The organism is Acidobacteriota bacterium (genome assembly GCA_040754075.1).
GTDB lineage: Bacteria > Acidobacteriota > Blastocatellia > UBA7656 > UBA7656 > JBFMDH01.
Map to the genome: position 1 here is coordinate 256483 of JBFMDH010000001.1, position 23399 is coordinate 279881.

Consider the following 23399-nt stretch of genomic DNA (forward strand, 5'->3'; position numbering starts at 1 on the left):
TTGTTCGGTTATTTCCGTTTGCCAGGTATCGCTTGTTTAATTCATCCGACTATCAAGTGATGCGTTAAGGGAACCGTTGGGATTATTTAAAAGCTTGGGCGAATTTTCGCAACCAAACGAGCAGGATTCCCCAGCATTTTTGATGAGCGTGCAAAAATCATTTGCTTTAAGCGGCTCTTGGTTGGAATAGCGATTGCTCTAATGAATTTAATACCAATCCCCCGAAGTGGGAGGTCGCGGTAATGCCTCATCGAAAAATCTTTAACCCTCTCTTCTCTACATTACTGGTTGGTTTATTAATCTTGATGCTCTATCCGTGGACAGGCGCGCAAACCGGTAAAACTAAAAGCCAACCAAAACCGCAAACTCAGGCTACGCCAGCAATCATCATTTTTGATAACTGGAATCGTGGAGCAGTTTCCAATCATCCTTCACAAGCAACCCGGTTTACGATTTCGCAACCTCACCTGATTACGCTCATCCGCAATTATCACTGGAACAATGGCAAAGGCGCGGTGCCGCGAACCATCGGGTTGCGCGATGACAAAGGAAATCGCTTCGGCCCCTGGCAATGTAAACGACCTGCGGGAAAAGCAAGTGTGGCAAGCACCCACTGGGAATGCCAGCCGTATGACATTTTGCCTGCCGGAGTTTATGAAGTCATTGATGCTGAGCCGATGTCCTGGTCATACAATGGCGCATCGCAAGGGAGCGGATTTTCCAGAATCGAAGGCGAACCGCTTGACGAACCGCTTGCCCCGCAAGTCGAAGCTGCATCGGTAAAAACATTTGAGGTCAATAAATCCAAGACCGCGCAAAACATCGGCTATCAAAACCGCGTTACCGTGACCTTGCCGCCGGGATTATTGGGCAGTAAACAGAAAGTGACCATCGGGGAAATTCCCAAAGAGCGATTGTTGATTGGCGATTATGATTATTACTTCATGCCGATTGACGGTTTCGGCATTGCGGTCGGCGATAAACGCGAGTTCAAAGAAGACATCGTTATCGAAATTCCTTACAACCCCGCCGACCTTAACCCCAAATATCGCGCCAGCCAGCAAATTACTGCCTATCATTGGGATGAGCGACAGAAAATGTGGCTGCCGGTTTCCAGCACGGTTGACGAAGCGAATCGCAAAGTCACGATTCGCACACGTCACCTCTCTTTCTTTTCATTTGAATGGACAGCTTGGGGGCTTGCCAAAATTACCGGTGCCATCGCTGCTGGCGCAGCCATTGCCTATGTCGGGCATATCGCATATGAGAAGAAAGCCCTTGACACCTTCTCCTCGTCCAACAGCAACTTCAACATTTTATACAGCGCATCCGATATTAATGGCGCAGCCAGTCCGGTAAATAATGCAAAGTGGAATGTTCAAAATCCCGGTTCGGGCGCTAGCCGCGCGCATCCGCGCTACATCGTTGATTTAGGAGCCTATCTCGAAACGGCGTTCAGTAAATATAAAATTTTGGGCGTGCCAGCAACGCCGATCATCGTCAAAGTCAATTCCTATTACATCAAAGGCTGGAATCAAAACCCGGCATTCTATGAATCCCGCTGGACGGGGCGAATTCATGTGGATTCGGCAAAAACCAATTCGCCGACGCGATTGCAACATAAAATTTCGCATGAACTCTTTCACGCTTTTCAATACGCTTTTCTCAATCAGAATTTGGAACTCTGGTGGAAAGAGAGCACTGCCGACTATGCCGCCTGTCGCTTTGCCGCGAATTTGCGTGACCAGATGGGACACGGATTGAACGACATTCACCCGAAATTATTGACCTTTCCTTTATCGGATACCGGCATCAAAGACCCCCCGGCAACGCTTTCCGAAATCGAATATGACAAAGGCTACTTTATCGAATATCTGGTCGCCAAAGGCGCAGATTTTGCAGCGATGTGCAAAGAGGTAGCAGCGGCTTCAACGCCCGCTACCTTCACGCTCGACCGCTATTTGAGGAAAACGACAGTCGCCGGGCTGGATTCACATTACAGAGGCTTTGCCGGTTATTTTCTCTTGAATGCCGATAGCCCCATCAACCGGCGCGGCGCGGCAACAGTGGCTGATGGTGGTTTGGAAAAAACCGATATATTCAAACTTGGAGCCAATAAAAATACCCCTGCTGCGCCGATTCAATATCAATTTCAACTGGCGCAAGAGTACACCGCAAAAGCCTGGGGCGTAAAAGCCGAAGTTCGTCCGCCTTCTACGACGCGGCAACTCAACGCGCGGTCAGTAGGGCAGGAGCTTGGCGCCTATGTTGATTTGTATGTTCTGAAAAACAATCAGGCAATACAGGGAAACGCCAAGCCTACAGCGACGCTGATTAAAAAAGGCGAGATGGCGGTTATCACACTCGGCGCAAGCGATATGCTTTACGTGGTTGCTGTCAATATCAATCCTTCGCAATCGGGCAGTGCGGCAATTCAAATCAGCGATGCCGACATCGCGCTGGAAATTGAACCCGTTGAAACCAAACTCGGAAAGTTTGATTACAAATTCAAAGCCAAAGCTCAACCGATTCCGCCGACGATGAACAAACTTGCCTACCAGTGGAATTTCGGCGATAAAAGCGACAGCTTCACAGACAAGTACAGCGGCGGTTTTACCAATCAAACCATCGCCTTTTCAAAAGAGCACAAATTTCCCGGCGCTGGGAAATATCTGATTTCAGTCGAACTTTTCGATGTCAGCAAAGGCATTCGTTCATTGATTGCCAAAGCGACTTTGCCGATTACGCTCACCGCTAAACCCGATGTTGAAATCACGCCGGATTTCGTGAGCGGCGACCCGCCGAAAACCGTCACTTTTCGCGCAGTTGTCAAAAACGGACCGGCAAAACCTTACTTCGTCTGGACGATTGATAACGTCAGTCGAAGCAGCGACAAGGAAGAAACCATCGCCACGACCAGCGCGACACTGACAAAAAAATTCATTGATTCGGGTTCCTATGAAGTGAAGGTCAAACTTTACAACAATGAGAACCGCAAACAACAACTCGATGCCGATAGCGCCTATTTGAATTTAATTGCTGCTGCGCCGCCAACGCCAAAGCCACAGCCGCCAACTCCTCAACCAGCGCCACCAAAACCCGCGCCGAAAGAGGAAAAGCGCAGCGGCTATTGGAAATTCATTCGCGAAGAAAAACAATTGCCGGCAATTCATGAAGGCGGCGCGAATATAACCATTACGGCAACGGCAACCTTCGGAAAAATTGCCGGAACCAGAGTGGACGTCTGGAACGATGGAGTGAATAAAAATTTTATCAACGGCTGGTTTAGCTGGACAGTGGCGGGCGGTGTTGATGTGTTACTGCCGGGACAACAAATCAATGCGACGGGAAATTGCAGTTATGACTGGACGAGTACGCAAAACGCCAAATCATCGGGAAGAGGCAATGCAGGCTTGGGATTTGAACGACCGGGAACGCCCAGAGGCGTCGCCTTTTTGCTAGCTCCGGCGATTATCAGCGATTGGTGCCCTGCCGCCAAAATAACGCCGTTAAAAGGCGTCAGCACGGTTCCTTACCCAAGCGAAAAGTTGAAATTCCCTGATGGCAAATATCGCCTGGCACTGCGCGGCGAATTTTGGTTAAGTCCGACGATAGTTATTGACCGCATCTATGAATGGGTGCAATAGCCAACGCCGATTTAAAACCGAAGGGCGCGGATAACTATATGCTATCCGCGCCCTTCGGTTTTTTAGTTATTGAATGGAATTGATAGTCTCAATCGCCGCTTTCGGCGGTGACTTCGAGTTTCTCTTTTTCGGCGCGGGCTTTTTGCCGTTTCGCAAACAATGCTTTGATGGGATGGAGAACCGGCGCAGCAACGCTTGCGAATTTATGCGCCCACGCGGTTTCGGCTAAATCATCAAGCAGAGAATACGCGACCGGCGTGACCAGCAAGGTCAATAATAGACAAAGCGTCTGCCCGCCAATGACCACAACCGCAATCGCCCGTCGTTCATCTGACCCGGGACCTGTGCCCAGGGCGAGCGGCAACATACCGGCAACCAATGCGAGCGTAGTCATCAGAATCGGTCGGAAACGGTCGCGGTTCGCCTGAATGATGGCGTTGAAGCGTTCCATCCCCTGCGCCCGTAAATTATTCATATGGTCAATCTGCAAAATTGAATTTTTCTTGACCACCCCGAAGAGTACGAGAATGCCAAGCGCCGAATAGAGATTCAAAGTATTATTGGTTACCCATAATGAGATGAGCGCAAACGGCACCGACAGCGGCAATGAAAGCAGAATCGTAAACGGATGGACGAGGCTTTCAAATTGCGATGCCAGAATCATGTACATAAAAATAATCGACAGCAAAAACGCCCAGATGAATTCCTGAAACGTCACTTCCAGTTCTTTGGCGCGACCCGACACGGCGGTTGTATAACCGGCTGGCAGATTCATCCGTTCGACTTCTTGTCTGAGGGCTTCGATGCGGTCGGCAAGCGCATAGCCGGGCGCAACCGAGGCGCGCAAACTGATCTGCCGTTGACGGTCGAGCCGGTCAATACGCGAAGGCGCGCGGTCAGGTTTCAGTTCGACAAGGTTATCAAGTCGCGCCAACCCGCCACCCTGACGCGGCACATAGAGTCTCGAAATCGTATCGATGTTATTGCGCTCGCCGTTTTTGACGCGCAATTGCACATCATAATCATCGTTCACCACATTATCGTGAAAACGTGACACCTGCTGATCGCCGCCAACCATCAAACGCAAAGCGGTGGCAATGTCGGATGTTGCGACACCCAAATCGGCAGCGCGCTCGCGATTGATCTGCACACGCAATTCCGGCTTGTCGAGTTTCAAGGTCGTATCGGCATCAACGATACCGAGTTCAGTCGATTTTTTGCGGAGTTCTTCGGCGTAATTGTAAAGTGATTCGATGTCAGGTCCGCGCAAGGCGAAATCGATTTCCGCATTGCCGCCGCCGAGGTTGATGGTTTGTCCGTTGCGCACAGAGGAGCGCAAATCTTTATATTTGCGCAAACGACCGCGCAATTCATTCATCACATCGCGTTGCGAATAATTGCCTTTGAAAGCGTCAAACGGCGCGCCTTTCAAGACGCTCTTCCACAATCGCGTCAGTGAAAAAGTGCGTTCTTCAATCGGCACAATGCGAACATAGGCATTGCCGTTGTTGACGCCGCCGCCGAAACCGCCGCCGGCGTTTGCCAGAACCAGTTGCACGCCGGGGGTTTCCATAATCTCTTTTTCGATGACCTTCATGGTTTCGTTCATTGCGGCAACCGTGGTGCCTTCGCGGGCAGTGACGCCGACATCAAATTCGGCTTCATCAACATCGGACGGGATGTAATCCTGGCGCACGATTTTATAAAGCGGAACCGAAGAAAAGATGACCGCGAGTCCGACGGTTGCAACCACCAGCCGATGGCGCATCGAGAAAGTGAGCATGCGCGTGTAAATTCTATCGAGTAAACCGTAAAAACCTTGTCGCGATTTGGCTTCGTTATGTCTGCTGGCTTCGATGTCTTCGGTTCTCAGGAGTCTGGCGCTCATCATCGGGGTGAGCGTAAAAGAAACCAGCAAACTCACCATAATCGCAACCGCCGCGGTGATGCCGAATTGATAAAGGAAACGCCCCGAAATACTCGACATAAACGAAACCGGCAAAAAGATGACCACCAGACTGAGCGTGGTTGCCATAACCGCAAGTCCGATTTCTGCGGTCGCTTCTTTGGCAGCTTGGAATGGGCGCATCTTCTTTTCTTCGACAAAGCGGTAGATGTTTTCCAGAACCACGATGGCATCGTCGATGACCACCCCGACCATTAACACCAATGCCAGCATGGTGACGGAATTGAGGGTGAAATCCAAAGCGCGCATCATGCCGAATGTCGATATAACCGACGCAGGAATGGCGATGCCGGCAATGATGGTCGAACGCCAACTGCGCATAAACAGCAAGACGACAATGCAGGCGAGGATACTGCCAAGAATCAGGTGCAGATTGATTTCATGAAGCGCCGCGTCAATGTAACGCGACTGGTCGCGGATAATTTCCATCTTCATATCCGCAGGAATTTGCCCTGTAACCCGCGAGAGATTTTGTTTGACTGAGCTGATGACTTCGATGGTGTTGGCGCCGGTTTGACGACGTATATCGAGAGTCACGGTCGGCACGCCGTTCAACCTTGCCAGTGTGCGTTGTTCTTTGGTGCCGTCTTCAACTGTGCCAATATCGCGAATACGAATCGGCGCGCCGTTCACGGTTGCGACGACAATATCATTGAAGGCTTCGGCGCTATCCAATCGCCCAAGGGTGCGCAATGTCTGTTCAACATTCGCGCCGGTGACGTTACCACCCGGCACATCAGTGTTTTGTCTGCGAATCGCATCACGAACCGTAGTGACGGGAACTTGATAAGCCGCCAGGCGGTCGGCATCAATCCACACATTGATGGCGCGATTGAGGCCGCCGAGAATTTGCACTTCGCCGACGCCGGTGGCGCGTTCGAGTTGCGGACGGACGACTTTATCGGCGATTTCCGTGAGTTCGCGCACCGAACGGTTGCCCGAAAGCGCGATGCTCATCACTGCGCCGGAATCGCTGTTGAATTTGGAAACAATCGGCGGGTCGGTATCTTCGGGCAATTGACGAACCACACTGGCAACCCGGTCGCGCACATCCTGAGCGGCGGTTTCAATATCGGTTTCAAGGCTGAAGGTCGCGATGACGAACGAGTTTCCGGCGTTGGAAATAGACCGCAGTTCCTGAACCCCTGCGACGGTGTTGACGGTCTCTTCGATTTTGTCGGAGATTTCCGTTTCGACCTCTTCGGGCGAGGCTCCCGGAAGACTGGTGCGAATGGTAACCGATGGGCGGTCAAAAGCAGGGAAGCGGTCAATGCCTAATCGATAATAACTGGCTGCGCCGACGACGACGAGCGCGAGAATAATCATCGCGGCAAATACCGGACGTTTGATACATATATCTGCGAGCTTCTGCATAAATAATCCAAGTTACGAGTGATGAGTAATGAGTGATGAGTGATGAGTACGTATGCAACTCATCACTCATCACTCATTACTCATCACTGTTGAACGACAACCGGTTGACCGGTTTGTAAATTGCCGGGTTTCAGAACAATCGTTTCGCCTGCTTTAATGCCGTTTAGAATCTCAACCCACTGTTCGTTGCGACGACCGAGGGTGACAGGTTTTTCCTGAGCCTTACCATCTTGAATGGTAATCACCTTATCGATACCTGCAAACGTGACAACCGCATCCGCCGGAACCGCGACGACCATATTATTGGGGTTGATGATGATGGCGGCGTTGGCAAAAGCGCCCGGTTTCAAACTGCCGTTATTGCGCACTTCGGCTTCGACGATGAGCACACGGTTTTGCGCCGAAATCGCCGGGCTGATGCGTTTAATCACGCCGCTGTAAACATTGGTGTCGCCTTCGACGGTGACGCGCACCAGTTGACCTTGTTTAACATCGCGCGAATCGCGTTCAGGCACTTCTGCCTGTAAACGCAGCGGGTCGATCTTAACCATTTTAACTACAGGCGCGCCCGCTGCGACATATTCGCCGAGGCTGGCAATGCGTTCCTGCACCATGCCGTCAAAAGCCGCTTTGATAGTGGTATCGGCGAGTTGTTGCCGGGCTATATCGACTTCGGATTTGCGTTGCAGCAAAACGCCCTGTCGATTGCGAATCTCTTCTTCGGCATCCTGATAACGACTGAGCGCGACTTTATAATCGGCTTCGGCTTGATCCATTTGGGATTTTGAAATGACGCCTTGCTGCAAGAGTTTCGCGAGTCGTTGACGATTGGCTTCAGCCTGTTCGAGCAGGGCTTTTGCCTGACGAACCGTGGCGGTGTCTTCAATGCGCAAATTTTCGTTGGCATTTGCAGGGTCGAGTCCCAGTCGGGCGCGCGCCTGGGCAAGCGCCGCTTCAGCCTGTTGTAACCTCAGTTGGGCATCGCGTTTTTCGAGTTCGGCAATCACCTGTCCTTTGCTGACGCGACTGCCGAGATCGACATTGAGTGAATTGATGCGTCCGGCAACTTTGGCGCTGATGGTGGCTTCTTCGTAAGCCGCAAGCGTTCCGGTGACGGTGATGAGATTTTCCATCGAGGTTTCCGCCACTTTAGCCACCGCCACCGGACGGGGTTCGCCGCCGCCACCTTGTCTGGCGGAAACCGGGTAGCCGCTCTTGCAGGCTGAAGTCGTCAAAAGGGCAATCAATAATCCGAAAACGGGTAATACGGACAGCTGAAGAGGATTAAAAGTTTTATAAAATGATTTCATCATGCTCAAAAAAAATTAAGATTTAAATAGCTGATTTAAGGTTATTAACGTCATCTATCAAAAAACTGTTACAGATTCAGATACGTCCCCTCGCTTGCAGGCGTTACAGACAATTCAGCGAATCTTCAACGAACCTGTCAAAGCACAGATTATTCCGCTATCGTTTGCCCGGGTTAATGAGGTGGCGTTCAAAAACGCTGGCGAAATGCCCGCTCACTTTTTGCGCAACTTCCGATAAATCGACTGGCCTGCCCAGTAATTTTTCGATAGACGTTACGCCTTTATCGGTTATTCCGCAAGGCACAATCATTTTGAAATAGTTCAAATCGGTGTTCACATTCAATGCGAAACCGTGACTGGTTATCCAGCGGGCAATCCGCACGCCAATTGCTGCAATCTTTTTATCGCCAACCCAGACGCCCGTGAGTCCGCGAATGCGCGCGCCTTCAATGCCATATTCGGCAATCGCGCGAATCAAGACTTCTTCAAGGTCGCGCACATAACGATGGACATCCTGACGGTCGGGTTTGAGATTGATAATCGGATAGCCGACGAGTTGCCCTTCGCCGTGATAGGTGACATCGCCGCCGCGCCCGATCTCGAACACTTCGATGCCTCTTGAATTAAGGGTTTCCTGATTTAATAAAATATGCGAAGCCTTGGCGCTGCGTCCGAGCGTGAAGACGTGATTATGTTCAAGCAGAAAAAGCCTTTCATTGCCTGAGTTCTCTTTCAGTTCTTCGACGGCGCGTTCCTGCAACCCGAGTCCTTCGCTGTATGGCACGCGACCGAGATATTGCGCCTCGCATTCGCGAAGCTGTGCTTTAACTAAATGCATTGATGATTCCATCACCGAAATTTTAACTGGCAAGTGGCAAAGAAGAAATAGTAGAAGCGTCAAGGCGGGTTGATGGGGGGTATCAAAAAGGCGCGATTAAAAATGGGACTTGCTTTGGCGCGCTGCGACAGTAAAGTCGTACCCCGGTAGAGTCATACTCTCTCGTAGTGTCATAGTCTGTCGTAGCGTCATACTCTGCGTCGCAGTTTTTGCGCAATCGCGGTAATCGTCGCCGACTGGGGTTTGATAATCGCTTCACTGAGCAGTTTGCTTTGCGAATCCAAAACGGCAACGTTGATGCTTGATGGACATCCAGTCCGCCATACCCCATCGGTCACTCCTTTCCCTAATAAATTGGGTTTTTGCTAACTCCAAAATATCACCAAGGGGCGACCTTATTCATATTACGTTAGGCGCTTTCCTTAAAATTCATAGATTCTTCGTTCTGAAGATACTTGGGGCAAATCCAATATCAGCCATTGGTACTGTTCATCGTAACCCTGAACTCTTGCTGTTACAAAATGCCCTTTGCCCATGACAAAACTCTCTCTTGTGGAGGCTTTGCAAGCGTGATAATCCGCTACACCCAAAATGCTGTTGCCTAAATCTATGATTGCTCCTTGAGGGAGGAATACTTCGATATAGCCGCGTACTTGATCACCTGGTGAGTATGCAAGTTTGGTCAAGTGCCAACGCCCAGCATTATTTTTCAAGTGTCGCTCCCAGTAGTGAGTAAACTCACTCAAGTCAATCTTCTGGACTTCCTCGATTGAATCATAGGCACAATCACCCTCTGCAAGCATTACGCCCCACTTCGGGTATTTAATATTTGAAGCAATAATGGCATCATCGTTGACAATGATTTCTCGAATAGCAACGACATTGAGAGCTTCCACATAACGCATCCCAGAAAACAAATCGCTGTCATTATAATATTTGTAATATCTATGAGTCATTGCGGTTTCCTGATGCCCAACGCCCCGCTGGACGCATTGGTTATGCTGCGCCCGCCTTCGACATCCTCATTTGGTACCATTTCACCGCTTCCTCTAACCCTTCGGCCAAATTATCATCACCACAATCATCGGCGCTGCAGCCAATAATACTGAGAATAATAAGCCTGCACTTGCTTCCCCTCGTCGCTCCGCACGCACATTCATTACTATGCCTATTAACGTCAGTATCAGGCTCGATAGCCCCTCACTGGCATATAGACTGAATGTTGCATACCCGATGTGGATACCCAATGCCCCTCCTATAACTGTCAAAGCGAACAAGATGAAGAGGAGCGCAGACCCGGCAAGGAAGCCCGTTTTTGCATTGTAGATACGTGCGAGGAGTATGAGCAGGAGTTGAGGCAAGGCTAGAGGGAGGATAATAATTACCCAAGCTGTAGTAAGGCTGATTAAAATTGTCCTCTCCATAGTAGATCACCGATTTGCACAGATATCCAGCGGGCTAACGTTCGACATCACCGGGCGCGAACGACGCTGATTTCAGGTGAACCAGGGTTCGCGCGCTCCACGGCATTGACCGGTGAGGCGCGGCTTCAAACATGAAAGATGACTGCTTTTCGATCCATCTCGATGAAATCAAAAATCGCAAATCCTTCTGCTAATTTTTCAAGGTTCGCCAAAAAAAAGGTGTGCAACTCTTGGTTCTTGATATTCCCTGTCGATACCAACAACAGTTTGTATGGCTTATGATTCAAGTGAAAAGAGTTGACGAAATCCGCATCTTTCCTAATGACGATGTATCCTTCGCGGATCGAAAGCTCATTGATAACAGAATCCGGCGTGCGGTTGCCAAGCGGCAAATCAAGCGTGTGAATTGCCTCAAACCCTTCCTCAATGAGTGATTGAGCAAGACGACGCGGCAATTGGGCATCAATCAGAAACTTCATACCAAAGCCGGTTCGATTCGTTTGATTTGACTGAGTTTCGTGGCAAAGGATAAAGCGGCAAGAATATCCTCTCGTTCAAGATCCTCATAGTCAGCCAGGATTTCTTCTGGAGTCATTCCGGAACTGAGTAACTCAAGCAGCATTTCAACGGGATAGCGTAGCCCCCGGATGCAGGGTTTGCCGTGACAAATATCTGGATCAATGGTGATTCGTTGAGCAAGTTCCATACGATACCTCCTGAGCAAAATCATATCACAGGCTGGTCGCTTTCGATTTGCGCTTCGAGTGATAAGCGCCTAACGGTTGGGATGACGCGGCGCACGCCGAACACTGAAAGAAATCATACAAAACTCGCTTCGCGCGCGCGCGTCGAACCGATTATTATGCCGATTAAAAGGGCGCGTTAACGCTCCCGTTCAGCGGGCGCGCGAACGGCCTCACAAGTATAGATGAGAACCGCGCGGCGCGCGCTCCGCTGCAACGGGTTGTTAGACCCCTTTCAGGAAGGCCAGTCTTGTTGTGCTCTCCACAACTCATACTTTTCCCATTTGCTCTTCAGCCTCATTATGTCTGCATCAATGCATTGGTTTAGAAACAGTTTTGCTCTGACCCCATTCACTCTGTAACGAAAAGTATAGGTGTTAGGGTAAAGTGGGTTGTGGCTCCGAAGGCGATATATGCCTGCCTTATCTGTCCGAGCCGTCGGGTAGTTTTCATCAAAGAAATCTCGAATCCACGCCAGAATATCTTCTGATCCGCTAGTGAAAGTTATACTGACGTAAGGCTGTTTTCTATCCTTATCAAATAGATTAATGCATCCGTCGCCGTCGAGGTATCCAACGACGAATGCCAGGATGCAATCGTTATCGGCTAAGGTCGGAGGTTGTAGGGTGTGGGACTTCTTGGGGGTTACGTTGAAATTCAATTCTAAGTCTCTAAGCCATTCCGAAACTCCGCAGATTTGCAGACCGGCAAGAGAAGAATAGCTTTGGAAAGCACTCTTATTCTTCTTCATCTCGACTATTGGTCCATCATACTGGACAGCAGACGCAAAGCGGCGAAGGTGATCCCTGTGCTTTTGGGCTGTATATAGCAAGAGCTGGTTTTTCTTTGCATAGAGACACCCATCAGCCGCTATGAACCCAGCCCAATATGAGTTTTCAGGGTTCGGAAGCTTAAAGTATGAACTGTCTTTGTTATAAATGGCTCTGTTCTTCATTGAGCGGAACCTCGTTAAGGGGTCTAACGACCCGATTGACCGGGCGCGATAAACATTGATTGAACGAGAACCGACAAGTTCGCGCTCCGGTCGAATCGCTGGTTAGATGTTCGGCTTGCGGACGATAGGCTTGTCTCCTAAGGGGGATTTCTTTAGCTTCTCAAGCTCCTGCCGCTGTAATTCCAGGTTGGATGGCCGCTCTCGGTTGGTGTTATCAACGACCTCACGTTTCAGGATTTTCCCCGCCTTGACCTCAAACAGTATGTCCCGCTCGTACACCGACCCGTAGCCCATGTGGACGTACTCTAGCTCTTTGCCGTCTGGGACGCGCAACTCCCCCGAGAACCATGACGCTAACACCATTCCGTTAACGACCCTCTTCCCGAACAATTCGCGCAACGTGACCCGGTGGCATCCATTATTCCTACGCGACTTGGAACGACCGCCGCAGAACCAGGAATCGATCTTGCTCAGGTACAGTTTGTCGCCGATGATTTCCCACGTAGCGACATAGCCACGCCAGTTACCGCTGCTCATCGTGCCTGGTCTCACCCAAAACTGCGGCCGTTTGTCCTCGTCCGGGTAATAATCTTCTAACGGATTGGAGAACAGGTCGTAAGTTTTCCCGGCGTAGACGAGCACGTCGGCCTGCTGCCCAGTGGCGAAGGCATGCATGGGAAACAGCATTAAGAGAAATAAGCTAATAAGCGCTTTTTGTATATTCATAATCCAATCTCTCAACAGAAAGAACATCTAACGCTCCACATCACCGGGCGCGCGAACGGCATTGGTGGAACGATATGAACTACGCTTCGCGCGCTCCGGTGCATGTGGTTGTTAGACGGCGGCTTGTTCACTATGCGCTTCTTGTTACGGCTTAACTCAATATGGCTATCCGCTGCCAACGGGGTTAGCCGCTCAATATGCCAAGAGGATTCTATTTCCATTTGACATTGAGGACTTGGACAATAGCTTCCATTTCAGTCCTTAGGATATTCATTCGTTGTTTAACTCTTTCCGTCTTGCTTTCTATCTCATGAAGCTTCACACGGAATTCCTGGTCAACATCCGACATACGCCTGAGGTAGGTAGCATCTCTTGCTCGCTCCCAATTTACAAGGGTTTGAGATTCTTCGCGCTTCAAGTCAGATAGCTCTTGCTGAAGGTTGGAGACCTCGTTTTGTCTTCGCTCGTATTCAAACCGAAGCCTGTCCACAGGATATTCATCGAATTCACTCATGGCTCTCCTCCCACAATAATATTACTGTTCATACTTCGCTAAGGCTCGTTGAGAAGCCGTCTAACATGAATTCGGCGAATTAACGCCATCTACTAATGGATGGATCTGGCTAAATATGTAAAGTTCCATCTACTAATAGAAATTTCAGACCATATAAATCCATATGGTGTTCTTCCCGGCAATCCGTTGCCTTAATCGCAATTGTGAGGCTGCGCTATCATGCATTGTCCCTGCCTTTGCCGCGTGGCTCAAAAAAATTTACTGCCGTGTTGACCCGGTTGATGCTTCATTTTGCAGCATCAGCTTTCCGAATTGGATTGCTTGAAAGGGATAGCTTAAAACTTCGCCATCATACGCCTGAGTCTTTCATCGCGCAAGTTGACGGGTTCAGTTTTTCTACCAGTGGCGCAAAAAGAAAAGCAGCAAACGACAAATTATGTTATCGCTTGCTGCCTCGGTTACGAAAAATTACCGTTTGACTGACGAAGTGAATGCGCCTCTTATTTACAAAACGCCTTCGCCTTTTTTCTATAAAATTCAAGTTGCCAGTTGCGCAAAGCCCTCTGGAAAAACGCCATTGCCCCAAAGGGGCAATGGAAATTAGCCTGTGGTAAAGCCACAGGTTAGTGAGCCAGTCAAAACTTTCGTGCCCTGAAGGGGCGCAGGAAGTTCATTGAATCCTGCGCCCCTTCAGGGCACTGCCTTTGATAGCGCCCCTTGCGATCCAGCGGCTGCACCGCAGGCTAATCTCCACAGCGCCTCCGGCGCAGATTAAGGAACGAGCAACTTGGATTATGAAGTGAATTCGCCTTTTTCGATGATGTCGCGCACATAAGCCAAAAATTGGTCAGCGTCTGCGCCATCCACTACGCGATGGTCATAACTCAAACTCAGCATGCCAATCTGGCGAATGGCAATCGCATCATCAACCACCACCGGACGTTTTTTGATACCGCCAACCCCCAAAATCGCCACTTGCGGTTGATTGATAATCGGCAAGCCGATCAACCCACCAAATACGCCCGGATTGGTGATGGTAAAGGTGCCGCCCTGCACTTCATCGGGCTTGAGCTTTTTATTGCGCGCTCTATCGCCCAAATCATTTACCGCGCGGGCAATCCCAAGCAGCGATTTTTCATCGGCATTGCGAACCACAGGCACAATCAAACCCCAATCGAGCGCCACCGCGACACCGATGTTGTAATCTTTTTTGTACACAATCTGATCGCCCCACACCGACGAATTGACGATGGGGAATTTCTTCAAGCCTTCAATCACCGCTTTGATGATGAACGGCATGTAGGTGAGTTTGACGCCATCGCGTTCCAAAAATTCTTTCTTGAGTTTATCGCGCAACGCCGATGTCTTGCTGTAATCGACTTCAATCAGCGAATAGACATGCGCCGAAGTATGTTTGCTTTCGACCATGCGTTCGGCAATCTTGCGTCGCATGATGCTCATCGGTTCGATTTCGACGCGGTCTTTATCGCTGAACGGCTGCGCGCCATATTCGACTGTCGCCGGCGGTTTCGCTTGCGGTGGCGGAATCGGAATAGATGGCGTAGCTGCCGGGGTCGCCGGCGCAGTCACCGCAGGCGCTTGAACCTGTGCGCTCACTTGCGCGGTTGCGGCTTTAGCTGCGCCGCCCGATTCGATGAATTGCAGAATATCGTTTTTGGTGACGCGCCCGCCCGCGCCTGTGCCTTGAACCTGGGCGATGTCAACCTTGTGTTCTTCGGCAATTTTGCGAACCACCGGCGACGATTTCACTTTGCGTAAATCCTCGGCGCTCATTTCGGCAGCAGGCTGTTCGGCAACCGGAGTTGGCGGCGTCGGTGGCGCAACCGGAGTTGGCGGCGGCGCGACTGCCGCAGGCGGTGTAGGTTGAACAGGCTCAGGCGTAGAAGTGGCTACCGGAGCCGGTTTGGCGTCACCACTGCCGATGATGGCGACCACTGTGCCGACCGCAACCGTCTGGCTCTCCTGAACTTTGATTTCGAGAAGCGTGCCCGATACCGGCGCGGGGATTTCCGCATCAACCTTGTCCGTCGAAATTTCAAACAGCGGCTCATCGCGTTTGACGCTTTCGCCGACCTGCTTGAGCCAGCGCACGATGGTGCCTTCGGTGATGGATTCGCCCATCTGCGGCATCTTCACTTCTTCACCGGTTGCGCCGTTTGTTGCAGCCGGAGGCGGCGCGGTCTGCGCCGGAGGCGTTGGCGGTTGAACTGCTGCCGCAGGCGGCGCAGGTTGCCCGTTTGGTTGTGGCGCAGGTGGCGCGGCAACCTCAGCGGGCTTGGAATCGGCTACCGGAGCCGGTTTGGCGTCGCCGTCACCGATGATGGCGACCACTGTGCCGACGGCGACGGTTTCGCCTTCCTGCACTTTAATTTCCGTCAATGTGCCTGAGACCGATGAAGGGATTTCCGCATCGACCTTATCGGTAGAAATTTCAAAAAGCGGCTCGTCGCGTTTAACCGTCTCACCCACTTTTTTGAGCCATCGAACAATCGTTCCTTCCGCGATGGATTCGCCCATCTGCGGCATCTTCACTTCTTCTGCCATCTCTTCTCCTCTTATTTAGTCTTGCGAGTCTTGCCAGTCTAGCAAGTCTTACGAGACTAAATACTTTCAAGACTCGCAAGACTCGCCGAACTCGCCAGACTCTTTAATACTTTGCCAGCGAACGCGCGGCTTCGACGACGTCTTTCACTTGCGGCAAGAAAAATTCTTCAAGCGGCGGCGCATAAGGCACCGGCGTATCAATCGAGGTGACGCGCACCACCGGCGCATCAAGATATTCAAACACCTCTTCGTTGATGACGGCGGTGAGTTCACCAGCCATCCCGCCGGTGCGCGTCGCTTCGTGTAACAAAATAACTTTGCTGGTCTTTTTAACCGATTCGCAAACGCTCACGCGGTCAAACGGCGCAAGCGTGCGCAGGTCGATGACTTCCGCTTCGATGCCGGCTTTGGCTAATTCATCGGCGGCATCGAGCGCCGTATAAACCATCGCGCCGTAGGTGATGATTGACAGATCGCGCCCTTGGCGACGGGTCGCCGCTTTGCCAATTGGCACGATGTAATCGGTGTCGGGCACTTCCTGTTTGATGCGCGGATTGCGATAGAGCAGCTTGTGTTCAAAGAACAACACCGGGTCATCATCGCGTATGGCGGCTTTGATTAAGCCTTTCGCATCATACGGGGTCGAAGGCTCAACCATTTTCAGCCCCGGCGTGTTCAAGAAAAAGGCTTCGACGTTCTGCGAATGGAAAGGTCCGGCATGTACGCCGCCACCACACGGACCACGCACCACCATCGGAATGCCTATGCCCTGACGATAGCGGCTTTTGGCGACGTAATTCGTCAGAATATCAAAACAGCATGAAATAAAATCAATGAACTGCATTTCGGCGACCGGACGCATGCCCATCATTGCCGCGCCGCTCGCCGCGCCGATAATTGCCGATTCCGAAATCGGCGTATCAATCACCCGGTCAGCGCCGAAATGCGCTAAAAACCCTTCGGTAACTTTAAACGCGCCGCCATAAGCGCCGATGTCTTCACCTAAAATGAACACGCTCTTGTCGCGTTCCATCTCTTGCCAAATTCCTTGTCGTACCGCTTCCAGTAATGTAATCGCTGCCATAAATTTTTGTTAGTTACTCTCTTCTTCGTTTGCTTCTTCTCCGCTCAATATCTTGATACCCATCGTCAGCATCACACAGCCTTCAATGGTTTCCAGCGTCTCTCTTTTTAACGTCCCAAGTTTCTGTAACAATCGCGTCTTATCTATTGCGCGCAATTGATAGCACAACGCTACAGAATCGCTCTTGAGTCCGCCTTCACCTTTCGAGACTTGAACACAAGAGGGCAATGCGGCGCGGCGTAGGTTCGTAGTAAAGGGTATAGCCAGCACCGTAGTCGTAAATTGGTTTATCAAATCATCTTGAAAGATCAGCACAGGTCTGATTCCTGCCTGTTCGGAACCTTGAATCGGATTCAGGTTTGCCAACCAGATTTCGCCGCGCTTAACGACCATCAACTATCCTCTCTGGCTAATGCCTCTGCATAATCAGCCATCCCTTCTTCGGCAAGCTGGCGGTCTTCTTCGGCAAACTCCGCGTAGAGCGCCGCCAATTGCTTTTCATCTACAACCGGATGTGATTTGAGCCGTGATTGATATTTTAAAAACGCAAGGTACTGTGCCACTTGTTCAAGTTCATTCGGACTCAAACGGTTAAGTTCTTGCGCGATTTGTTCCCTTGTAGTCATTGCTTGATTCTCCCAATTGAATCATCCCCGCAAGCGCAAAATGAACACGCTCTTGTCGCGTTCCATCTCTTGCCAAATTCCTTGTCGTACCGCTTCCAGTAATGTAATCGCTGCCATAGAATTATTGCGTATCCTCTTCAAAGCATCTGCATAATCTTGCATTTCCTGTTCGGCAAGTTCGAGGTCTTCCTTTCCCAACTCTCCATAGAGTATAGCCAGACAATAGCTTCATCCATGAGGCGTTGCCTTTGCTATTCATTCGCCAAATCCAAGACGCGCTGACGAACACTTGCTGAAATCCACATCCCTGAGTTTTGTAACTCGTCGAGATGTGGAGCAACCGCACTGGTTAAACCTTGCAATTTGGCTTCAAGTAAAACTCTCAAGGTTCCCCAAACCGTCAGTCCCGCAGCTTGAGCGATTTGTCTGGCAAGCGCATCGTCCAATAAAACCACTCGACTCGGATTTTCCAGCGCCAATGCCATTACGGCAATCTCGCCTGCGCCCAAATCCGAAGCTAACCATTCAGAAGGTAAAGCCCTCGGGTCAACGATTTGCAGCCAAGTATAATCATTTGGACTGGGAACATCATGACCTCTTTGTTGACCTTCCAACAACTCATTCAATGCTGCATTGGGACACCAGATTTCATTGAATAATTGCGGTAACCAGTTCACCGCACCAATACGGTATAAATAAAGTAAAGGTGAGGTATTGGTAATCGCTTCAGGCATTCTGTTTTTCCAGGTCGCGCAGTTCGGCTTCAAAGGGGAATACTTTGTAACGCCCAAGCGTCAACAGAAACTCCACTCGTGGCATTCCTGCAAGTTCAGCCGCCCGCCCCGAAGACAAACGACCCAATTCATAAAGTTTGATTGCCGCAAGCAAGCGCACTTCATTGGCAAAGGAAACTTCGTCAGCCTTTTCCGCTAGCAAAATTTTTTCTGGTATATCGATTACAATTTGTCGGGACGGCATGATTTCCCCTTTCATTAAACAATCTTAAACGCGCCGATGTCTTCACCTAAAATGAACACGCTTGTATCGCGTTCCATCTCTTGCCAAATTCCTTGTCGTACCGCTTCCAGTAATGTAATCGCTGCCATGTTCCGCGTTTGGTTGTCCCTTTAATTTTAAGCTGCTCACAGAAACTCAGAAGGCTTGGCATCACGCCAGGATGGCAATCTTGCGCTAACTGTGACTTGAGATTGTAACGGATGAACCAAACATTGCCAAAACGATTCCTAAAAATGCTGCTCCCCCGGCGACTTCGCTGCTTGATGAGCGTGGCTTGCGCCTGAAGGTTTGGAAATCGTCAGGGTAAGCCTTAACCCAGACGCCGGACTTGGTTGTTATCGCCTTGCCTTTACGAACTCGTCTCTCAGTGACCGCTGTAAAAATCTGGCAATGTGACATTATGAAATTTGAAATCGTAAAACCGCATCACCATTTTCCAGGTTAAATTGCGGCTGAGAAATTACCGCAGAAGAGGGTTGCGTTTATGTGGAAAATCCGGCGACGCATCGTCGGCTGAACGGCGATCCAGTTCCCAGCGGTTAAGGTCGCGTTTGTCGAGCACCTCTGAAGAGGCATGCAATTCCTGATTGTCTTGAAATTCCAAACCGACAGCGCGACCAATCTGATCAACCTGATCCTGATCAGGCGTTGGCGACGAACCACCGACAGACTCTTCACCGTTTTCTTCAGCCTCCTGCCACGCCGCATCCACATCGCCGCCCGATAACCCAGGACTGACGGCAGGGTATTCTTCGCGCTCGGCTTCCATCATTCTTGTACCGGTTGAAAGATGGTGTTCTTCAAGCGGCGTTCCATATCTGACTTCACGGTCATAAGCATTTAAATTCTCAGCGTTCGCTTCATCCGCAGGCGGCTGATCGAGAGATTCAAAATCTTCATCCGTTGGTTCGGGCAATTTGTCTGCCCACCCTGCCTCTATATTTTTCGCGATTTTGTCATCCAATATTTTATTTGTGAATTTATGTTTAGCCATAACCTTCTCCTATGATTCCCTGAATTATTGGCGAGTTCCGTACCACTTGCGGATTGCTGCGGATAGCGCCTTATTGCCGGATGGTGTTCGCTTTCATAACAGCCAAAAAATAGGCGAATCATACGAAGTGTCACATAAACATTCATCTGCTTTTTAGCCGTAATCCTGTGCCGTTAATGAATCTCAATCTGAATGGGCTGACTGAAAAGAAGTTTTGCAGTGAAAGGATTCAACGAACGCTGGTTGAGGTTAATTCCATCATAAGGCGCTCAACTCCACACAACGAGCGGTCGGGAATAAATAGCGCAGAATCAGTTTACCGGCTATTTAAAAATGATTTGCACATCAACGGTTAAGTTTTGCTCACTGGGGATTGCCCGGATACCGGCAAGCCGAGCGTTCAGTTTCGGGTCGAGGTCTTTATTCAAAAAATCGTCGAGATAAGTGGTATCAAATATTTCTCCGGTTTTTAATCGCCAACGCTTCTGCAATTTTTCCGCCTCACCCATCGGCAAACCATTAAAGCTGATGAGACCCATGTGATATTGCGCGCCTTCTTTGACGGTGATGTGAGAAGCAGCGCGTTTGCTCTCTTCGTCGAAGGTCGTCGCGATATTGAATTGCGCTCTGATGAAGCCTTTTTTACCGTAAGCGGCTTTGATGGTTTTAAGACCATTATCGAATTTTACGCCGTTCGCTACTTCGCCCGGTTTCATGGCTAACAGGCTATCCAACTCTTTGGTCGAAAGGGTGAGATTATCCGACCACTCGATTTTATCCAGAGTGTAGCTCGCGCCTTCATCTATCAATATGGAAACATCCACTCCGTTTTTGCAATTGGCATCGGCAAGCAACCGGGCATCGATGCTTTGAAAACGGGCTTTGAGATAACCCTGCTCGCGATAGAGTTGAAAGAGATGGTTTCTGGCAAAATCACTCAGGGCGCTTTTGGAATACTGTCCACCGGAGGTGGTTTTTACGGCGTTGATTAAGACATTTTCTTTAATCCCTGAAGCTTTAGGGAAATGCAGCGCACATACCGGCAGATTGAGATTTTTTACCACAAAGACATGCTCAAAATGGTTGCCGGTGAGTTCCGAAGACGAAAGATATTCAACCGCACCGGCGATCTGGCGGGCGCTTAATAATTGTTCCAGAGTTTGCGCAATCAAACTGGTCAGGTTGCCGGATTTAGGCGCCGTGCCGTCAAAACTGGGAACCGTCTGGGCAATGGCTTTGATGAGTTCTTCATCGGTAAACCAGACAAAATTATCGAAGATGACCGGGGTGTCCCAGACCGCCTCTTCAATTTTAAAAGTGACTGTCAACTGGTCATTTTGATAGCGGTATCCATAAGTCACCTGGTTAAACAAACCGGTGTCGCGCAACCTGAGAGTTGCCGCATCAAGAATTGCCAGATCAACTTTCTGTCCGAGAGTCAGGTTAGTTAATTTCGCAACCTGCTCGACGGTGTAGCGGGACAAACCGGTCGCCGCGATTTTAGTTAATTTCCATTCCTGCGGCTGAGTCGCGCTTTGTTGCGCGTCCGTTGTCAGGGTGCAAACAAACAGGAAAGTGATTGCCAGCCAAATAACCATTGGATAAGGTTGCTTGGATATTTTCAGTTGCTTTCCGCCGCCAGGTGTCATCAAGATAAACTCTCTCCTTTAGTTACGCGCGCCTCCTGCACTGCGCTTAGGAGGCTGCGAAATGATGCTGCCGGCAATTGTTTAGGACTGTAACAAAGTCGGAAGCCGTGACACTGGGAACGCGGACGTCCACGTCCGCAGCCGTGAAGTCGGCGGACGTGGACGTCCGCGTTCCCAGTTAAAAAGTTTTCTGATTCCTCATAGAGAAGCACTTTTGGATTTGCCCCAGACTTTGTTACAGCCCTGGCAATGGTTGCGATTATAGTGAAAGCGTCTAAAATGGCGATTTAAAATCGCAAAACGATGCCGCCGGTGACAAAAATATTGTGCTGACGTTTCTCGAACAGATTGGTTCTGAAATGTGGCGTGCTACTGCGAAAATCGCGCACTTCGCCACGAATGCTCAAAAATTTATTTGCCTTGAGGTCAACCCCGCCGCCGAAACTAAACGCATCATCGGTTTGCGGATTATCGCCTACACTGGGATTGCCGTTGATTCGATTATCGCTGGGGCTGAGCCTTGAAATCCCAACGCCCGCAACAATATAAGGAGAGATTGACGCCTCTGGCAACAGTTTGAGCTTTAATCCGGGTGTGAAAAAAAGCGAAGAATAGCTTCGTAAAAAAAATGCATTAGCGGTATTGAATTTACTCTTAGGGGTGACGGCGAGCGGCATATCAAGGTAAAGACCTGCTACCCTGGCATTCACCAATCGATAACCATAATTAATTTGCAATGCGAAACTGCTGTCGGCGGTTACGTTGAACGGAATGGCTGAAAATTCATAATTCGAGTCCAGCGTGGATTTCATCGCGCCGATTTGCATGCCGAGTTCATGTTTTTGTGCCAGAGCGGTGCTGCAAAATAAACCCATCCCCATTAATAAAACAACGATACTGAGCTTCATGTTCTTACTCCGCGATTGAATTATCAGCACGGGGATTTTTAACTTATCATTTTGCGAATACCCCTTCAATTGCATCTTCGCCCTTGAAGATGGGCTGGCTTTCCGCCCATGCCAAATCTGCTGCTAAAGACGCATCAATTTTTCGATCAATTGATTCAATGTCGTCTTGAGTGGCGAAATGATTTTCGAGTAAATGGCGAATGAATCGATCAATCGGGTCTTTTCTGCGCCATTCGTCGAGCAATTCTTTCGGCACATAAGACTGGTTATCGTGCGCCGCGTGTCCGCGCATCCGAAAAGTTTTGGCTTCGATAAACGATGGTCCGCCGCCATTGCGCGCGCGTTCAATCGCCCGTCTTGCGGCTTCATAAACCGCCAGGACATCGTTGCCGTCCACGATTTCGGTGGGCAAGCCGTAAGCTTTGACTCTATCGGCTAAGTTTTCAACCCGCGATTGTTTCGCGGTCGGCGTTGAATAAGCGAAGCCATTGAATTCGCCGATAATCACCAGCGGCAAATTTTGCACGGCGGCGAAATTCGCGGCTTCATGAAACATTCCCGTGCTCATCGCGCCATCGCCGATGTAAACCATGCCAACGGTTTTTTTGCCCTGTAATTTCGCGGCAAGCGTCACCCCGTTCATCACTCCGATCATGGTGCCGAGCGGCGAAATCGTTCCGATAAAGCCGCGCTGCATATCGGTAAAGTGGATGTTCTGGTCGCGCCCGCGATTTGGCGAAGTGATTTTCGCAAGGTAGGAACTGAAGACCTCGCGCGGCGTTGCGCCCATCACCATCATTGCGCCCATATCGCGGGTGAGCGGCGAAATAATATCGTTATGCGATTTGTCTAAGGCATAAGCCGAGCCAACCGCTGTGCCTTCCTGTCCGAGACTGCGAAACAATCCGCCTTTGATTTTGCCCTGCTTGAGCAAATTCTCCAGCTTTTCTTCAAGCGAACGAGTCAGGCGCAGGTAGTAATAGATTTCGTGGAGTTGTTCTTTGTTCATTAGGATTCAGGATACAGGATTCAGGACTCAGAGCAGAAGAAACGATGAAG

21 protein-coding genes are annotated in these 23399 nt (G+C 50.0%); 1 reads left to right on the plus strand and 20 read right to left on the minus strand.

Going from position 1 to position 23399, the window contains the following annotated elements; translation table 11 throughout:
- Positions 1-242: 242 nt before the first annotated feature.
- Positions 243-3647 (plus strand): hypothetical protein, encoded by a 3405-nt coding sequence (locus AB1757_01060; GenBank protein ID MEW6125624.1) that lies wholly within the window; start codon positions 243-245, stop codon positions 3645-3647.
- A gap of 88 nt (positions 3648-3735) precedes the next feature.
- Here the strand turns inward: AB1757_01060 and AB1757_01065 are convergent, their stop codons facing one another.
- The 20 genes from AB1757_01065 to AB1757_01160 form a co-directional block, all read right to left on the minus strand.
- Positions 3736-6987 (minus strand): efflux RND transporter permease subunit, encoded by a 3252-nt coding sequence (locus AB1757_01065; protein ID MEW6125625.1) that lies wholly within the window; start codon positions 6985-6987, stop codon positions 3736-3738.
- Between the two features lie 83 nt (positions 6988-7070).
- A complete protein-coding gene (locus tag AB1757_01070) occupies positions 7071-8222 on the minus strand; it encodes an efflux RND transporter periplasmic adaptor subunit (protein MEW6125626.1) in 1152 nt (383 codons plus the stop codon).
- A gap of 232 nt (positions 8223-8454) precedes the next feature.
- Positions 8455-9135, minus strand: coding sequence for a lipoyl(octanoyl) transferase LipB (gene lipB, locus AB1757_01075; protein ID MEW6125627.1), 681 nt, complete (start codon positions 9133-9135; stop codon positions 8455-8457).
- Positions 9136-9557: 422 nt separating this feature from the next.
- On the minus strand, positions 9558-10091 hold the full coding sequence (locus tag AB1757_01080) for a hypothetical protein (GenBank protein MEW6125628.1): 534 nt from the start codon (positions 10089-10091) through the stop codon (positions 9558-9560).
- A gap of 593 nt (positions 10092-10684) precedes the next feature.
- Positions 10685-11038 carry a DUF5615 family PIN-like protein gene (locus tag AB1757_01085; GenBank protein ID MEW6125629.1) on the minus strand — a complete coding sequence of 118 codons (354 nt, stop codon included), beginning with the start codon at positions 11036-11038 and terminating at the stop codon, positions 10685-10687.
- Positions 11035-11265 carry a DUF433 domain-containing protein gene (locus tag AB1757_01090; protein ID MEW6125630.1) on the minus strand — a complete coding sequence of 77 codons (231 nt, stop codon included), beginning with the start codon at positions 11263-11265 and terminating at the stop codon, positions 11035-11037. The genes AB1757_01085 and AB1757_01090 overlap by 4 nt, the downstream gene beginning before the upstream one ends.
- A gap of 272 nt (positions 11266-11537) precedes the next feature.
- A complete protein-coding gene (locus tag AB1757_01095) occupies positions 11538-12257 on the minus strand; it encodes an LAGLIDADG family homing endonuclease (GenBank protein ID MEW6125631.1) in 720 nt (239 codons plus the stop codon).
- A gap of 102 nt (positions 12258-12359) precedes the next feature.
- On the minus strand, positions 12360-12983 hold the full coding sequence (locus AB1757_01100; protein MEW6125632.1) for a hypothetical protein: 624 nt from the start codon (positions 12981-12983) through the stop codon (positions 12360-12362).
- A 211-nt stretch (positions 12984-13194) separates the two neighbouring features.
- On the minus strand, positions 13195-13497 hold the full coding sequence (locus AB1757_01105) for a hypothetical protein (GenBank protein ID MEW6125633.1): 303 nt from the start codon (positions 13495-13497) through the stop codon (positions 13195-13197).
- Between the two features lie 792 nt (positions 13498-14289).
- Positions 14290-16062, minus strand: coding sequence for a 2-oxoglutarate dehydrogenase, E2 component, dihydrolipoamide succinyltransferase (sucB, locus tag AB1757_01110; GenBank protein MEW6125634.1), 1773 nt, complete (start codon positions 16060-16062; stop codon positions 14290-14292).
- Positions 16063-16165: 103 nt separating this feature from the next.
- Positions 16166-17146, minus strand: a complete 981-nt coding sequence (locus tag AB1757_01115; protein MEW6125635.1) for an alpha-ketoacid dehydrogenase subunit beta — start codon at positions 17144-17146, stop codon at positions 16166-16168.
- Positions 17147-17155: 9 nt separating this feature from the next.
- Complete coding sequence (locus AB1757_01120; GenBank protein ID MEW6125636.1) at positions 17156-17539, minus strand: type II toxin-antitoxin system PemK/MazF family toxin; 384 nt, start codon at positions 17537-17539, stop codon at positions 17156-17158.
- Positions 17539-17772 (minus strand): hypothetical protein, encoded by a 234-nt coding sequence (locus tag AB1757_01125; GenBank protein MEW6125637.1) that lies wholly within the window; start codon positions 17770-17772, stop codon positions 17539-17541. The genes AB1757_01120 and AB1757_01125 overlap by 1 nt, the downstream gene beginning before the upstream one ends.
- A gap of 21 nt (positions 17773-17793) precedes the next feature.
- A complete protein-coding gene (locus AB1757_01130; GenBank protein ID MEW6125638.1) occupies positions 17794-17970 on the minus strand; it encodes a hypothetical protein in 177 nt (58 codons plus the stop codon).
- A gap of 53 nt (positions 17971-18023) precedes the next feature.
- The gene (locus AB1757_01135) at positions 18024-18506 is read right to left on the minus strand and encodes a DUF3368 domain-containing protein (GenBank protein MEW6125639.1); all 483 of its coding nucleotides are present in this window, start codon (positions 18504-18506) and stop codon (positions 18024-18026) included.
- Positions 18499-18750, minus strand: a complete 252-nt coding sequence (locus AB1757_01140) for a UPF0175 family protein (GenBank protein ID MEW6125640.1) — start codon at positions 18748-18750, stop codon at positions 18499-18501. The genes AB1757_01135 and AB1757_01140 overlap by 8 nt, the downstream gene beginning before the upstream one ends.
- 499 nt (positions 18751-19249) lie before the next feature.
- Positions 19250-19783: a DUF6335 family protein gene (locus AB1757_01145; GenBank protein ID MEW6125641.1), complete on the minus strand. Its 534-nt coding sequence runs from the start codon at positions 19781-19783 to the stop codon at positions 19250-19252.
- A gap of 323 nt (positions 19784-20106) precedes the next feature.
- Positions 20107-21432, minus strand: coding sequence for a POTRA domain-containing protein (locus tag AB1757_01150; GenBank protein ID MEW6125642.1), 1326 nt, complete (start codon positions 21430-21432; stop codon positions 20107-20109).
- 287 nt (positions 21433-21719) lie between these two features.
- Complete coding sequence (locus tag AB1757_01155; protein ID MEW6125643.1) at positions 21720-22340, minus strand: outer membrane beta-barrel protein; 621 nt, start codon at positions 22338-22340, stop codon at positions 21720-21722.
- Positions 22341-22386: 46 nt separating this feature from the next.
- Positions 22387-23349 carry a thiamine pyrophosphate-dependent dehydrogenase E1 component subunit alpha gene (locus AB1757_01160; GenBank protein MEW6125644.1) on the minus strand — a complete coding sequence of 321 codons (963 nt, stop codon included), beginning with the start codon at positions 23347-23349 and terminating at the stop codon, positions 22387-22389.
- Between the last annotated feature and the right edge of the window lie 50 nt (positions 23350-23399).